This window comes from Variovorax atrisoli 110B, assembly GCF_000382045.1.
Taxonomy (GTDB): Bacteria; Pseudomonadota; Gammaproteobacteria; order Burkholderiales; family Burkholderiaceae_C; genus Variovorax; species Variovorax atrisoli.
Genome location: NZ_KB907455.1, coordinates 181,329 through 194,834 on the forward strand (window position 1 = coordinate 181,329; position 13,506 = coordinate 194,834).

Annotated in this window: 14 protein-coding genes; 10 read left to right on the plus strand and 4 right to left on the minus strand. The window is 69.9% G+C overall.

What is annotated here, in order from left to right:
- The first annotated feature begins 24 nt into the window (after positions 1-24).
- Genes G369_RS0118670 through G369_RS0118680 form a run of 3 tightly spaced genes read left to right on the plus strand, consistent with a single transcriptional unit; the run spans position 25 to position 1,997 of the window.
- Positions 25-771 carry an energy-coupling factor ABC transporter ATP-binding protein gene (locus G369_RS0118670; protein ID WP_019655545.1) on the plus strand — a complete coding sequence of 249 codons (747 nt, stop codon included), beginning with the start codon at positions 25-27 and terminating at the stop codon, positions 769-771.
- A complete protein-coding gene (locus G369_RS0118675) occupies positions 764-1,357 on the plus strand; it encodes a CbiQ family ECF transporter T component (protein ID WP_019655546.1) in 594 nt (197 codons plus the stop codon). Before G369_RS0118670 ends, G369_RS0118675 begins: the two co-directional genes overlap by 8 nt.
- A 46-nt stretch (positions 1,358-1,403) precedes the next feature.
- The gene (locus G369_RS0118680) at positions 1,404-1,997 is read left to right on the plus strand and encodes a biotin transporter BioY (protein ID WP_026346485.1); all 594 of its coding nucleotides are present in this window, start codon (positions 1,404-1,406) and stop codon (positions 1,995-1,997) included.
- Between the two features lie 10 nt (positions 1,998-2,007).
- Here the strand turns inward: G369_RS0118680 and G369_RS0118685 are convergent, their stop codons facing one another.
- Positions 2,008-2,487, minus strand: a complete 480-nt coding sequence (locus G369_RS0118685) for a DUF6314 family protein (protein ID WP_019655548.1) — start codon at positions 2,485-2,487, stop codon at positions 2,008-2,010.
- A 188-nt stretch (positions 2,488-2,675) separates the two neighbouring features.
- Here G369_RS0118685 and G369_RS0118690 point away from each other — a divergent pair, with 188 nt between their 5' ends.
- On the plus strand, positions 2,676-3,056 hold the full coding sequence (locus G369_RS0118690) for a hypothetical protein (RefSeq protein WP_019655549.1): 381 nt from the start codon (positions 2,676-2,678) through the stop codon (positions 3,054-3,056).
- 76 nt (positions 3,057-3,132) lie between these two features.
- Here G369_RS0118690 and G369_RS0118695 read toward each other — a convergent pair whose 3' ends face one another.
- Positions 3,133-3,801, minus strand: a complete 669-nt coding sequence (locus G369_RS0118695; protein WP_157773738.1) for a hypothetical protein — start codon at positions 3,799-3,801, stop codon at positions 3,133-3,135.
- A gap of 250 nt (positions 3,802-4,051) precedes the next feature.
- Between G369_RS0118695 and G369_RS0118700 the strand changes: the two genes are divergently transcribed.
- From G369_RS0118700 to G369_RS0118720, 5 genes are read left to right on the plus strand one after another with little or no spacing between them, the layout of a single operon-like run.
- Positions 4,052-4,657, plus strand: a complete 606-nt coding sequence (locus G369_RS0118700) for a DUF6891 domain-containing protein (protein ID WP_019655551.1) — start codon at positions 4,052-4,054, stop codon at positions 4,655-4,657.
- Positions 4,654-6,456: a VanW family protein gene (locus tag G369_RS0118705; protein ID WP_244164348.1), complete on the plus strand. Its 1,803-nt coding sequence runs from the start codon at positions 4,654-4,656 to the stop codon at positions 6,454-6,456. Before G369_RS0118700 ends, G369_RS0118705 begins: the two co-directional genes overlap by 4 nt.
- Positions 6,457-6,472: 16 nt before the next feature.
- A complete protein-coding gene (locus tag G369_RS0118710; protein ID WP_019655553.1) occupies positions 6,473-7,069 on the plus strand; it encodes a hypothetical protein in 597 nt (198 codons plus the stop codon).
- Between the two features lie 47 nt (positions 7,070-7,116).
- A complete protein-coding gene (locus G369_RS0118715; protein WP_019655554.1) occupies positions 7,117-8,796 on the plus strand; it encodes an FxLYD domain-containing protein in 1,680 nt (559 codons plus the stop codon).
- Between the two features lie 45 nt (positions 8,797-8,841).
- Positions 8,842-9,822 (plus strand): LLM class flavin-dependent oxidoreductase, encoded by a 981-nt coding sequence (locus tag G369_RS0118720; RefSeq protein ID WP_026346486.1) that lies wholly within the window; start codon positions 8,842-8,844, stop codon positions 9,820-9,822.
- Between the two features lie 123 nt (positions 9,823-9,945).
- On the opposite strand, the gene G369_RS0118725 is transcribed toward G369_RS0118720, so the two are convergent.
- A complete protein-coding gene (locus G369_RS0118725; protein ID WP_019655556.1) occupies positions 9,946-11,676 on the minus strand; it encodes a long-chain-fatty-acid--CoA ligase in 1,731 nt (576 codons plus the stop codon).
- 191 nt (positions 11,677-11,867) lie between these two features.
- Between G369_RS0118725 and mnmA the strand changes: the two genes are divergently transcribed.
- Positions 11,868-12,980 carry a tRNA 2-thiouridine(34) synthase MnmA gene (gene mnmA / locus G369_RS0118730; RefSeq protein ID WP_019655557.1) on the plus strand — a complete coding sequence of 371 codons (1,113 nt, stop codon included), beginning with the start codon at positions 11,868-11,870 and terminating at the stop codon, positions 12,978-12,980.
- A 28-nt stretch (positions 12,981-13,008) separates the two neighbouring features.
- On the opposite strand, the gene G369_RS0118735 is transcribed toward mnmA, so the two are convergent.
- The gene (locus G369_RS0118735) at positions 13,009-13,497 is read right to left on the minus strand and encodes an NUDIX hydrolase (protein ID WP_026346487.1); all 489 of its coding nucleotides are present in this window, start codon (positions 13,495-13,497) and stop codon (positions 13,009-13,011) included.
- Positions 13,498-13,506 lie beyond the last annotated feature (9 nt).

Sequence of the window (13,506 nt, forward strand, 5' to 3'; positions counted from 1 at the left end):
GGCTTCGGGTACAGTGGGCGCCCCTTGCCGCCGCCCAGCCCGTCAGATACCGATTCTTCGCACAGCATCCGCCTCGAAGCGGTGACGCTGGTGCGCGGCAGCCACCGCGTGTTCGAGGGGCTGACGCTCGAGCTGCAGGAGATGCGCATCGGCCTCGTCGGCGACAACGGCGCGGGCAAGAGCAGCCTGTTCCGGCTCGTCAGCGGGCTCGACCAGCCCGAGCAGGGGCGCGTGGTGGTGCATGGCTGCGACACGCGGACCGACCGCAGCCAGCTCGCAAAGCACGTCGGGCTGATGTTCCAGAACCCCGACGACCAGATCATCTTCCCGACCGTGGCCGAGGAGCTGGCCTTCAGCCTCACCGCCCGCGGCGAGACGCGGCAGGCGGCGCGGCAGCAGGCGCGCGACTTCCTCGCGCGTCGCGGGCTGGAAGCCTGGGCCGGGCGCGCAGTGAGCGAGCTGAGCCAGGGCCAGCGCCAGCAGGTGTGCCTGCTCGCGCTGCAGATCAGCGAGCCGGCCACGCTGCTGCTCGACGAGCCCTTCGCCAGCCTCGACCTGCTGAGCCAGGCGCGCCTGGCCGCGCAGCTGGAAGAGAGCGACCACCAGATCCTCGTGTCCACGCACCTGCTCGAACACGTCTACGACTTCGAGCGCGTGCTGTGGCTCGAACAGGGCAGGGTGCGCGCCGACGGACCGGGCCGCGAGATCTGCGAGGCCTATGCCGAGGACGTGCGCGAGCGCGCGGCGGCCGAGCGGGGGCGCCATGCGTAGCCTCTATTCGGAACAGCCGACCTGGCTGCACGCGATCGCGGCATGGATCAAGCTCGCGGTGCTGTCGGTGTGCGGCACGCTGCTGGTGCTGGTCGAGCGGCCCGCTCTCCTGGCGGCGGCCTGCGCGGTGGTGCTGCTGGTGTTTGCATCGCTCGGCCGACCGGCGTGGCGGCGCGTGCGCATGCTGCTCGGCGTGGCCGTCGCGGGCGGGCTGATCGTCGGCTTCCACTGGGCGATGGGCACCACGCTGCTGGGCGTGGCCAGCGCGCTGCGCCTGGCCAGCGCCGCCACGCTCGCGCTGATGCTCACGCTGACCACCCGTTTCGAAGACCTGCTGGCGGTGCTCGAGGCCGTGCTGCATCCGCTGCAGCGCCTTGGCGTGCCCACCGAGCGGATCGCGCTCGGCCTTGGCCTGATGCTGCGCTTCGCCGAAAATTTCTACGTGCAGTGGCAGCGCCTCGACGATGCCTACCGCGCTCGCTCGGGCCACGGCGGCGGCCTGCGGCTGCTGGCGCCGCTGACCATCCGCACGCTGCAGACGGCGGAGCGCGTGGCCGATGCGCTGGCCGCGCGGCTCGGGCGCTGAATCGATCTTCCTGTCTTCTCTTCTTTCTTTTCGAATTGCCATCGCCATGACCACCACTTCAGGCTCCCTCGCTTCCTCCCGCTCGCTGGCGTACATCGCGCTCTTCGCAGCGCTGATGGCGGTGTTCGGCCTGATCCCGAAGATCGACCTGCCGTTCGGCGTGCCGATCACGCTGCAGTCGCTGGGCGTGATGCTCGCGGGCTGCCTGCTGGGGCCGCGCCGGGGCTTCCTGGCGATCGCGCTGTTCCTGCTCGCGGTGGCGCTGGGCCTGCCGCTGCTGCCCGGCGGCCGCGGCGGCCTGAGCGTGTTCGTGGCGCCGGCCGGCGGCTTCCTGTTCGGCTGGATGTTCGGCGCCTTCGCCTGCGGCCTGCTGATGCGCCTGGCGGTGCGCCGCATCGGCGGAGCGACGGGCCTTCCGCTGCTGGCGGCGGCCTTCCTCTCGGCGCTGGTCGGCGGGATCGGCGTGGTCTACGGCTTCGGCATCGTCGGGCTCTCGTGGATCGCCCACATGTCGCTGTCGCAGGCCGCGGTGGCCATGCTGGTGTTCATTCCGGGCGACCTCATCAAGTGCGGCATCTGCGCGATGCTCGTGCAGACGGTGGTGCGCGGCATGCCGGCTTGGCGGCTCGACCGCGACTGAATGGCCGCGTTCAGCCCAGGCGGCTGAAGACCGTGTCCGAGAGGTAGTCCTTGCGCGGGCCGTGCACCACGTGGCGGATGCCGAAGGAGCCGTCGGGCAGGAAGCGGTAGCTGCTGTCGTAGGTGTCGGGCGTGCACAGGTGCGTGGCCGAGCCGGCGAGCACGTCGCCGTCGCGCACGATGGCGATGGTGTGGAACAGGCGCGGCGGCGTCTCGGCGAAATGCACCACGAAGCCGCCGGGCGCTCGCTCGAAGAGGTATTCGCGGTGCCCGTCGAACTCCTTGCCGTCGGCCAGGCGGATGCGGCCTTCCTCGCGGTACCTGAGCATTCGCCCGGCCTCCAGCAACGTGAACCTGGCGACGCCGCTCATGGTGGCCTGGCCCTCGATGGTGCGCTGCAGGCGCCATTCGCCCGCCAGCCGGTCGAACACGGTGTCGGGGCTACCCCAGACGGTCGGATGGGGTGAAAGGGTGGGGGCCGATTGGCTCATGCGGGGACTCTACGACAGGCGGTGATGCGCCTTCTTGGCGGTTGATTGTTTCCAGGGTGTGAACACCGTGGTTCCATTGTCTAAGGGTTTTTACTTAGATAACGGGCGCACAATTCTTCCCATGGACCAGCCCTTCAGCTGATCCAGACCAAGAACCAGAACCCGAATTAATTGAAGGACACATCCAAATGACCGCCTCGAAGCTCCTCTCCGCCGTTTCCCTCGCCCTGCTGGCCGCTGCCGGTGTCGCCCACGCCGAAACCTATGAAGGCGTGCACCCGCTGACCTCGGCCGCCAGCCGCGCCGACGTCGCCAGCCAGGCCGTGGTCGCCGCGCACAGCGCCAACCCCTACGCCACCGGTGCCAACGCCGGCCCGGCCCCGGTGATCGTCTCGACCGCCAGCCGCGCTGCCGTCCGTTCCGAAGCCGTGGCCGCCGCCCACAGCGCCGACCCGTACGCCGAAGGTGCTTCGTCCGGCGTGGCCCCGATCGTGGCCAGCTCGGTGGACCGCGCCGCGGTTCGTGCCGCAGCCCGCGCTGCCGCCCACGGCGACGCACTGCCGCTTTAATCCGCCGCAGAGCTGAAGACTTGAAGGCCGGGCCATGCGCGATGCATGGCCCGGCCTTTTTGCGTCCGCTTGCCGATCAGCGGCCGGGCAGCAGCCTTAGTTGTGCGGTGAGGACGGGCGCGCCGCTGCCGTCCGGCGCCTCGTGCAGTTCGACGGACCACCGCGCCGCATCGAGCCCGGCGTCCGCGCGCAGTTCGCAGGCATAGAGCACCCGGCCGTCGCGTGCCTCCTCGCGCGAGGCGACGGCTTCGCAGCAGCATTCGCCGGCTGCGTCGGCGGTGCGGTGCCGCATCAGGCGCATCGAAATGCGTTCCGGCGCCACCGTGCGCTCGCCCTCCTGTGCGGCCGGCACCGCCGCGCGCAGGCGCAGTTCCAGCGGCTCGCCCGCGCGAAAGCCTTCCCCGCGCTCCAGCGACATGTTCTCGAGCGCCACCCGGACCCGGCGGCGTTCGCGCAGCCTCGTGACGACGGCCAGCACCGACAGCACCGAGAAGATGCCGAAGAACGGCAATCCGACCAGCATCCAGAGCCATTGCCAGCCGCCGGCCAGCGACCAGCGCATCGCCTGCAGGCCGAAGACGGCCATGAAGATCAGCACCGCGAGCGCGACCAGCCAGGCGATCCGGTCGGCGGCCGTCCTTGGCATGCGCTCCGTGGCCTGCGGCATGGCGGAGGTCCACGAGGTGGGCAGGCGCTCGTCGGCCGATGCGGGGGCGGGGTCTGGAAGGCGGTGTAGCTGCGGCATGGAGAGCCGCCAAGCATAGCCAGCAGCCCCGGCAAACCCGGCCATGTGGAGGAGCCGGCTGCGCCATAAGGCGCATTGCCTTGCCATGTCGCATCCTTCATGATGGTGCGATTCGGAAGGGGTGTCCGCCGGACATCATGCTTTCGCATTAACGCGCCATCGTGGTGCGCCCGGGTGAAAATACCAGCACGCTTCCGCCAGGAAAAAAGAAAGCATGACCCGCTGCCGCCGAGGCGGCAGCCCAACACGCATGGCACTCACACTCGACCCCGAAGACACGCGCGGACGCATCCACGACCTGGTGTGGAGCGGCTTTCATCCCGATGCCGATGTCGAGTGGATGATCACCGACGAGTACCTCGACCCCGACGAGCTCACCTACGAGGACCGCGCCTGGGTCAAGGCCGAGTCCGCCCGTGCATGCGCCGCCAAGCGCGCCGCCGAGGCCGAATGGCCCGAGCAGACCGAATACGACCGGCTCGAGGCCGTGTTCGCCCAGCTGCGCAGCGAGAAGATCATCGCGCTGCACCGCGCCGGCAACACGCTCGCCGACGGCCATGACGACGTGCGCGAGCAATGGCGTGCTGCGGGCCGCATGGAGTCGGGCATCCGGGGCTGCTGCTTCTATCACGCACAGGATCTCGATCGGGCGGTGCGCACCGGCCGCCTGCACCTGGCCTTCAGCGGCGGGATGATTCCCGAGATCGAGCAGCGCGAAGCCAACACCGTGGTCGTGGGCCGCCGCATCGTCGAGCTGCTGCGCGCCGCCGGCTTCGGCGTGCAGTGGAGCGGCAACATCGACGAGCGCATCGAGGCCGACCTCGGCCAATGGCGCAAGCGAGGCCCCTCCGCGTGAGGGTGCAGGCCTGGCAGCCGCCGCGCCGCATCGACGCGATCGACTTCTGGCTGCGCTCGCGGCTCCTGGCCACCGCCCACGCGCTGCGCGAGACGCTGCGGCCCTCGGCCCGCCGGTGGACCGAAGGCAGCGGTGCGCTGGCCGACGCGCCGGTGCTCGCCCACTGCCGCACACCCCTGTGGACCGACGGCCGCGCCGACGAATTCCCGCTCGTGGCCGGCAAGGTGCAGAACCTGCGTGTCGCGCGCCGCGCCTTCGATGCCGTCGAGGTGCCGGCCGGCGAGGTCCTGAGCTTCTGGCGCCAGCTGGGCAGGCCCGCCGCATGGCGCGGCTTCGTGCAGGGGCGCGAGCTGCGCGGCGGCTGCGTGGTGCCGACGCTGGCCGGCGGGCTGTGCCAGCTGTCGAACGCGCTCGCCACCGTGGCGTCGCGTGCGGGCTTCGACCTGGTGGAGCGGCACGGGCACACGGCACGCATCGAGCAGGCCGGCGAGCCGGGCCCGGATGCCGTCGACGCGACGGTGTTCTGGAACTACATCGATCTGAAGGTGCGCGCCAGGCAGGCGTGGCGGCTCGAAGTGGAGCTGACCGGCTCGGAGCTGGTGCTGCGCATCCGCGGCCGCGGCGCCTCGACCGTGCCTTTCGTGCCAGTCACTGTGCGCCGCACGAACGATGACTCGAGCGGAGACGCGAACGCCGCGCCGCCGGTGGCGCGCGGCTGCCTCAGCTGCGACCAGACCGCCTGCTTCCGCCATCGCCCGCAGGTCGATGTCGGCCCGCAGGGTCTCACCGTCGCGCTGCTCGACACCTGGACGCCGGAGTTCGCGCGCTACCTGCGCGAAGAGCATCCGCGCGCGCAGCGCATGCAGCCGGTGCCGATGCGACTCGCCTTCTGGCGCAGGCCCGCGACGGGCTGGCACCGCGAGCCGGCGGCCTTGGCCCCGCAGGCACCGTGGACCGCGAGCCTGCGCCGCGCCCTGTGGCAGCGGCTGTGGGCCCGGCGGGCGGGGCGGCGGCAGGCCAGCCTGATCGATGGCCAGCGCTGGCTCGCGCAGGCTTTCGCGGCGCGGCTGAGGCCGGAGCACACGCAACTGGTGGTCGAGCAGTCGCTGCTGCCGCACCTGCAGCGCCTCGGCGCGCTCGATGGCCGCGGCGTGGTGGTGCTGGCCGGCGCGCTGCCGATGGCCGACATCGAGCGGCGGCTCGACGAAGCCTCCCGGCGCTGGCCCGACGACGCCACCCTGCGCGACTTCCGCGCCGATGCGTCGCTGGTGCGTGCGGAGTCGCTGGCATTGGCCCGCGCCTCGGCCATCGTGACGCCGCATGCCGAAGTCGCCCGGCGGCTGGCAGCGCCGGCCCCGCAGGCGCAACTGCGCAGGCTCGAATGGGCGCTGCCTCAGGCAGGGGCCGTAGTTCGCGCGGATGCCGATCTGCCGCTCGTCGTCTTCGCGGCGAGCGCGCTGGCGCGCAAGGGCGCGCGCGAGCTGGCCGCGGCCCTGCAGGGCTGGCCTTGCCGGCTGCGCGTGCTGGGCTCCGCATCCGACGACGATGGGCTCTGGCAGGGCATCGGCCATGTCGAGCACATGAACTGGCAGGGCGACTGGTTCGCAGGCGCCGCCGTGGTCGTGCTGCCCGCGCACGTCGAGCACGCGCCGCGTGCGCTGCTGCGCGCCGTGGCGGCGGGCGTGCCGGTGGTCGCATCGACGGCCTGCGGCCTGGGCGCGCTGCCCGGCGTGCGCGAGATCGCAGCCGGCGACGTGGCAGCGCTTCGCACCGCGCTGCGTGCGGCCTGTGATTCCTGAAACCGGAGGAAATCGCGTGGCATCGACAGAACAGGCTCGCGCGGCGCTGGCTCCGCACGGCGCGCTGGCGCCGCAGCTCGCCGCCGAACACTGGCGCGGCGAGATCGCGCTGCCCGAAGCGGTCACGGCCTTCTACGAGCAGGTCGGCCCGCTGGGCAACTGGATCAACGAGCTCGTGGGCCATGCGGGCCTCACCATCGCCACGGCCGGCAACCCGTTCAGCATTCCGCCGCTGGCACGGCTGTGGTCGCTGCAGGCCGGGTACCGGTGGCACGGCATCACCGGTGAACGCCTCGACTCATGGCCCGATCACTGGCTGGTGGTGGCCGACCAGGGCGGCGATCCCTTCGTCTTCGACCTGCGCAGCGGCGCGATACAGTTTGCCCGGCACGGCGCGGGCAGGTGGGAGGACGACGAGCCTCTCTTCGCCGACATCCTGGAGATGGCCGCGTGCCTCGGCACCATCGGCCAGGTCTGGGATGAGGCGGGCGAAGACATCTTCATGGACGACTTCTCGGTGAACCCGGTGCATCGCGCGCGCCTCGTCGAGCGGCTCGCGCCGCTCGTGGGGGCCGACCGGGCCGAGGGAATCGCAGACGCCTTCGATTGGTAGCGGGCCGAGGGGCGCAGCAAAAGAAAAGACGGGAGCAGTTTTCAGACATGACCATCGATCTCCAGACGCTCAAGTGCGGCGAATGCGGCAGCAGCGTGCTCAAGCGCACCGGCCTCAACGAATACACCTGCGAGCACTGCGGCTCCGTCACGCTGGTGGAAGACAACGTCTCCGACCGGCTGGAGCGCGTGCTCAACCAGGTGAAGAACGAAGCCGGCCGGCGGCTTGCGGCCGAGGAGGCGCGCAAGCAGGCGCTCATGCTCCGCAAGCTCGGCATCGCGGTCGGCGTGGCGGTGGCCGCGGTGGTGCTCTTCGGCGTGATCAGCGTGGTCCTCGGCAACCGGAATGCCGACACGCGCGGCGCTTCGCAGCGCGTGGCCGCCGCCATCGACCGCACCATTCCCGTCGAAGGTCTCAAGCTCGACGAGCCGCGCCAAGTGCTCGTGGGCGGCGGCAGCTCGGCCACCCCCAAGCTGCTGGTGGTGGCGCGCAACGAGACGGGCAAGCCGCTGTCGCGCGCAGGCATCCGCGCCGTGTACTACGACGGCGAGAACAAGCTCGACGAGCGCAGCGAGACGCTGCCGGTGGCCGTGCTCGAGCCCGGCGAAAGCGCCCCCGTGCTGGTCGACATGCCCAGCGGCAAGAACGTCACGCGGCAGGAGCTGCGCGTGCAGAAGCTGGCCGAGCCCTACAGCGCGGTCAAGGGGCCGCGCATGGCGTTCTCGCGCGTGCGGCTGGTGCAGCAGGGCGATCGGGTGCGGCTGGTGGGCCGCATCGTCAACGACCGCAAGGACGCCACCACGCTCGGCGGCTTCGAGGTGCTGGCCACGCTGTACGACGACGCGGGGCAGGTGATCGGCTTCGGCCACGGCTACGGGCAGGCCAACGAGATACAGCCCGGCGGGCGGACCTCGGTGGACGTGAGCATCTCGCGCTTCGGCCGCGCGGCGGCCATCGCGGCGTGGGACTATCGCATCGGCTACAGCGTCGTCGAGGCCTCGGGCGGACGCACGCCGGTGCTGAATGCGGAGCGCGTGGTCCGCACCGCAGGCGGAGCGGAGAGCTTCAATCCCGAGCTGCGCCTGGGCACCGACGACCTGCTGGCCGACGACAGCGAGCGCTTCGACGAGAAGCAGCTCGAGCTGCTGCCGCTGGTGGACGGGCGCAACAACATCCAGCAGCGGCTTTTCCTGGGCGAACTGGTCAACCGCAGCACCGACGCCGTCGTGCTCGCGCCGGGCGGCGTGATCTCGCGCTTCAGCGGCAGCAAGGCGCACGGCACGACCACCATCTCGGGGCTGGCCTACCTGTATCCCGGCGAGCGCTTTCCCATCTACCTGGAGCCGCAGGACATGGAGCGCATCACCGACACGCGCATCGAGTGGAAGCCCATGCGCCGCGCCGCCTTGCCCGGCCCGCGCAAGCCGCTGGAGGTGAAGGTGACGGGCACCAAGGCCGAGATCGGCAGCGTGCTGCTCAACTTCAGCCAGCGCTTTTCGTACAAGTACGTGGTGGTCAGCGGCAGCGTGAAGAACCCGGGCACGGGCATCGTCGGCAAGGTGCGGCTGTGGGTGAGCCTGCGCGACCGCAACGGGCAGCTCACGGGCTTCAAGCTGGTGGACAACCTGCCGGCCATCGCGCCGGGCGAGAGCGTGCCCTTCCAGGCGAGCGTGGAGCAGAACGGCCGCGACTTCGCCAGCGTGACCACGCTATACCAAACCGAATAGCCCCTGCGGCGACGGAAATGGGCGCTTGGGGCCATGATCGCGCCCATGATTCCGTTCTCCATCCTCGACCTTTCCCCGATCACCGAGGGCAGCGACGCCGCGCAGTCGTTCCGCAACTCGCTCTCGCTGGCGCAGCATGGCGAGAAGCTGGGCTACACGCGCTACTGGCTGGCCGAGCACCACGGCATGCCGGGCATCGCAAGCGCGGCCACCGCCGTGCTGCTGGCCTACGTGGGGGCGGGCACATCCACCATCCGCATCGGTGCCGGCGGCGTGATGCTGCCGAACCATTCGCCGCTGGTGATCGCCGAGCAGTTCGGCACGCTCGAATCGCTGTACCCGGGGCGCGTCGACCTTGGCCTGGGGCGCGCGCCGGGCTCGGACCAGCGCACCGCACGGGCCCTGCGGCGCAACCTGGAGTCGGACGCCGACCAGTTCCCGCAGGACGTGATCGAGCTGATGGACTTCATGTCGAAGAACCCGCAGCAGCCGGTGCGCGCCGTGCCCGGCGCGGGGCTGGAGGTGCCGGTGTGGATCCTCGGATCGAGCACCTTCGGCGCGCAGCTGGCCGCCCACCTGGGCCTGCCCTACGCCTTCGCCTCGCACTTCGCGCCGCAGCAGATCATGCAGGCCATCCAGATCTATCGCGAGACCTTCAGGCCCTCGGCGCAACTGCAGAAGCCGTACGTGATGCTGGGCTTCAACGTGTTCGCGGCCGACACCGACGAGGAGGCCGAGTTCCGCGCCACCTCGTGGCAGCAGGCCTTCGTGAACCTGCGCAGCGGCCGCCCGGGCCGCCTGCCGCCGCCGGTGGACGGCTATCGCCAGAAGATCGGCCCGGCGGAGAACGCGCTGCTCGACTCGGTGCTGTCGTGCTCGGCGGTCGGTTCGGTCGAGACGGTGAAGAAGGGCGTGGAAGCCTTCGTCGCTCGCACCGGCGCGGACGAGCTCATGATCACCTCGCAGGTGTTCGACCACGTGGCGCGGCTGCGTTCCTACGAGCTGCTCGCCGGAGCTTTTCACTAGGCTCGCCCCCGGGCTTCGCGCACTGCGTGTCGCGTGCGCCTTCCCCCTACCGGGGGCAACACCTGAGGCCCGGCAAAGCCGGTTCCCCGGTGTTCCACGAAAAAGCCGGATGCCGCTCGGCTGCTATGCCGCCCGCTTGCGGGCTTCCTCGTCGACGAGATCCTTCTTCGAGAGCTTGCCCACCGGCGTCTTGGGCAGCTCGGCGCGGATCTCGAGCGCGCCGATCATCTCGTGCTTGCCGAGGCGGTTCTTCAGGAAGGCCTTGAGCTCGTCGAGCGTCAGCTCGGGCGCGCCGTCCTTGAGCTTCACGAAGGCCTTGGGCGACTGGCCGCGGTACTCGTCCGGGATGCCGATCACGCAGACCTCGGCCACCGAGGGGTGCTCGTACACCGCCTCCTCCAGCACGCGCGGATAGACGTTGTAGCCGCCGCACAGCAGCATGTCCTTGGTGCGGTCGACGATGTAGAGGTAGCCGTCGGCATCCATCTTCGCGACGTCGCCGCTGCGGAAGTAGCCGTCGGGCGTCATCGAATCGGCCGTGGCCTTGGGGTTGTTCCAGTAGCCCTTCATCACGTTCGGGCCCTTGATGCAGAGCTCGCCCGCCTCGCCGAAGACGGTGACGTCCTTCGCCGGATCGTCCAGGCTCACGAGCTTGATGCGAACCTGCGGCAGAGGCATGCCGCACGACCCCGCCTTGCGCAGGCCGCGCGCGGGGGTGAAGGTGCCAACGGGCGAGGTCTCGGTCATGCCCCAGCCTTCGTTCAGATGGCAGCCGGTGAGCTCGAAGAAGCGCTGCTCCACCTCCACCGGCAGCGGCGCGCCGCCCGAGCCGCAGAACTTGAGCGAGCGCAGGTCCATCTCCCTGGCCTTGGGGTGCGAGAGGATCGCGGTGTACATCGTCGGCACGCCGGGGAACACGCTGATGCGGCTGGCGGCGAGTTCGTTCATCACCGCATCGACATCGAAGCGCGTGTGCAGCACCAGCGCCGCGCCCAGGCGCACGCCGAGCAGCATTGCGGCGCTGAGCGCGAAGATGTGGAAGAGCGGCAGCACCACCAGGAAGCGCTCCTTGCCTTCATCCAGGATGGGCGGCTCGCCCCGGGTCGACTCGTAGTACTGCGCCGAGGCGGAAGTGAGGTTGGCGTGCGTGAGCATCGCGCCCTTGGGCAGGCCGGTGGTGCCGCCGGTGTACTGCAGCACCACGATCTCTTCGGCGAGGTCGCCCAGCGGGTAGGTCTTGTGCGTGCCTTCGCTTTTCAGCAGGTCGGTGAAGCGCACGTGCCGGTCGTCCACCGGCACCGGGGCGATCTGGCCGGCGCCCTGCAGCTGGGCCTGCACCTTGTCGCCCATGGCGCCGTAGTCGCCGAGGCTGCCGACCACCAGCGTCTTCAGGCGCGAGCTGTCGAGCAGGCGCGCCATCTGCGGGTAGAGGTTGACGAGGTCGAGGGTGACGAGGATATCGGTGCGGCTGTCCTCGATCTTGTGGGCCAGCACGCGCTCGGCGTCCAGCGGCGAGTAGTTGACCACCGTGCCGCCGGCCTTCAGCACCGCGAAGAAGGCGATCGGGTAGTGCGGCGTGTTGGGCAGGTAGAGGCCGACGTGCACGCCCGGTTTCACGCCCAGGTCCTGCAGTCCCTTGGCCGCGCGCTCGACGGCAGCGCCGAGTTCGCGGTAGGTGATGGCCTGGCCCATGAACTCGACGGCGGATTGGCCGGGCCAGCGTTCGACAGCCTCGTCGAGCATCTGCTGCACCGGCTTTACCGGCAATTCGGCGTCCCAGCGCATGCCTTCGGGATAGGTGCGGGTCCAGGGGAGGATGTCGCCGGCAGTGGCGGCGGTCGAAGGTGTAGCCATGCGTCTTGTCTCCGCTTGCGTTTGTCGTGTCGTGAATGGCGTGGCGGGTCTTGCTGCCGCCTTCGTCCGGAATCACTTTAGCGCCGGCCCTCCTGTCGATGGCCGTCGGGCTGACAAACCGGCGACACGGGTTTTCCCGATTTCCCACACGCCGCAGGCCCCTTCCACGGGGCTGGGACAATAGGGGGCTTATGGCAAAGCATCGGATCGTTGTGGGACTCAGCGGCGGAGTGGATTCCGCGGTGACGGCGCACCTGCTCAAGCAGCAGGGGCACGAGGTGGTCGGCATCTTCATGAAGAACTGGGAAGACGACGACGACAGCGAGTACTGCTCGTCGAACATCGACTTCGTGGATGCCGCCAGCGTGGCCGACGTGCTGGGCATCGAGATCGAGCACGTCAACTTCGCGGCCGACTACAAGGACCGCGTGTTCGCCGAGTTCCTGCGCGAGTACAAGGCCGGCCGCACGCCCAACCCCGACGTGCTGTGCAACGCCGAGATCAAGTTCAAGGCCTTCCTCGACCACGCCATGCGCCTGGGCGCCGAGAAGATCGCCACCGGCCACTACGCCCGCGTGCGGCTGAACGAGGCCACCGGCAGGCACGAGCTGCTCAAGGGGCTCGATCCGTCGAAGGACCAGAGCTACTTCCTGCACCGCCTGAACCAGGCGCAACTGTCGAAGACGATGTTCCCGGTCGGCGAGCTGCACAAGACCGAGGTGCGCCGCATCGCCGAGGAGATCGGCCTGCCCAACGCCAAGAAGAAGGACTCGACCGGCATCTGCTTCATCGGCGAGCGACCGTTCCGCGAGTTCCTCAACCGCTACATCTCCAAGGAGCCGGGCCCGATCAAGGACGACCGCGGCCGCAAGCTGGGCGAGCACCAGGGGCTGAGCTTCTACACGCTGGGGCAGCGGCAGGGGCTGGGCATCGGCGGCGTGAAGGAAAAGGGCGCGCAGCGCGGCTCGGGGGACCATTCCCCCTGGTTCGTGGCGCGCAAGGACGTCGAGAAGAACACGCTGTGGGTGGTGCAGGGGCACGATCATCCGTGGCTGCTGTCCTCGGAACTGAAGGCGGACGACGCGAGCTGGATTTCCGGCGAGGCGCCGGTGCCGGGCGCCTACGGCTCCAAGGCGCGCTACCGGCAGGCCGATGCGGCCTGCGAGATGGAAACGGTGGCAAGCGGTGCGAACCCCGCCGTCTTCGGCCTGCGCTTCGGCGATCCGCAGTGGGCGGTGACGCCGGGGCAGTCGGCCGTGCTCTACGACGGCGAACGCTGCCTGGGCGGCGGCGTCATCGTCTGACTGACACCGGAGCCCCTTACTCTTCGATTCAGGGCTGCGACCACACCGATTCGTCGACGTGCACCACGTCGAGCGGGTGGCGCTTGCCGGCCAGATGGTCTTCCACGCACCGCAGCAGCAGCGGGCTGCGGTGCCGCTGCACGCTCGCGCGGATCTCGTCGGCCGTCATCCACACGGTGCGCACGATGCCTTCGTCGAGCGCTCGGCCTTCTTCGAAGGCACCCAGGGTGCCCGCGAAGGCGAAGCGCATGTAGGTGGTGTCTTCGCCGCGCTCGGCCAGCGGGCGCGAACGGGCCATGTAGATGCCGATGAGCGCAGTTGGCGTGAAATGATGGGCCGTTTCTTCCAGCGTCTCGCGCGCGCAGCCCTCGGCCGGTGACTCCCCGGGGTCGAGGTGGCCGGCGGGCGTGTTGAGGCGCAGGCCGTCGGGCGTGTGTTCCTCGACGAGAAGAAAGCGCCCCTCGCGCTCGATCACCGCGGCGACCGTGACATTGGGCTTCCAGCGCGAAGTTGCCATCTTTTGCCC

Excerpts from the sequence above, each read along its gene's own strand:
- G369_RS0118720 (WP_026346486.1), top strand. The coding sequence starts at position 8,842 with ATGATTCCGTTCTCCATCCTCGACCTTTCCCCGATCACCGAGGGCAGC.
- G369_RS0118675 (WP_019655546.1), top strand. The coding sequence starts at position 764 with ATGCGTAGCCTCTATTCGGAACAGCCGACCTGGCTGCACGCGATCGCG.
- G369_RS0118695 (WP_157773738.1), bottom strand. The coding sequence starts at position 3,801 with ATGCCGCAGCTACACCGCCTTCCAGACCCCGCCCCCGCATCGGCCGAC.
- G369_RS0118680 (WP_026346485.1), top strand. The coding sequence starts at position 1,404 with ATGACCACCACTTCAGGCTCCCTCGCTTCCTCCCGCTCGCTGGCGTAC.
- mnmA (WP_019655557.1), top strand. The coding sequence starts at position 11,868 with ATGGCAAAGCATCGGATCGTTGTGGGACTCAGCGGCGGAGTGGATTCC.
- G369_RS0118715 (WP_019655554.1), top strand. The coding sequence starts at position 7,117 with ATGACCATCGATCTCCAGACGCTCAAGTGCGGCGAATGCGGCAGCAGC.
- G369_RS0118690 (WP_019655549.1), top strand. The coding sequence starts at position 2,676 with ATGACCGCCTCGAAGCTCCTCTCCGCCGTTTCCCTCGCCCTGCTGGCC.
- G369_RS0118685 (WP_019655548.1), bottom strand. The coding sequence starts at position 2,487 with ATGAGCCAATCGGCCCCCACCCTTTCACCCCATCCGACCGTCTGGGGT.
- G369_RS0118725 (WP_019655556.1), bottom strand. The coding sequence starts at position 11,676 with ATGGCTACACCTTCGACCGCCGCCACTGCCGGCGACATCCTCCCCTGG.
- G369_RS0118735 (WP_026346487.1), bottom strand. The coding sequence starts at position 13,497 with ATGGCAACTTCGCGCTGGAAGCCCAATGTCACGGTCGCCGCGGTGATC.
- G369_RS0118700 (WP_019655551.1), top strand. The coding sequence starts at position 4,052 with ATGGCACTCACACTCGACCCCGAAGACACGCGCGGACGCATCCACGAC.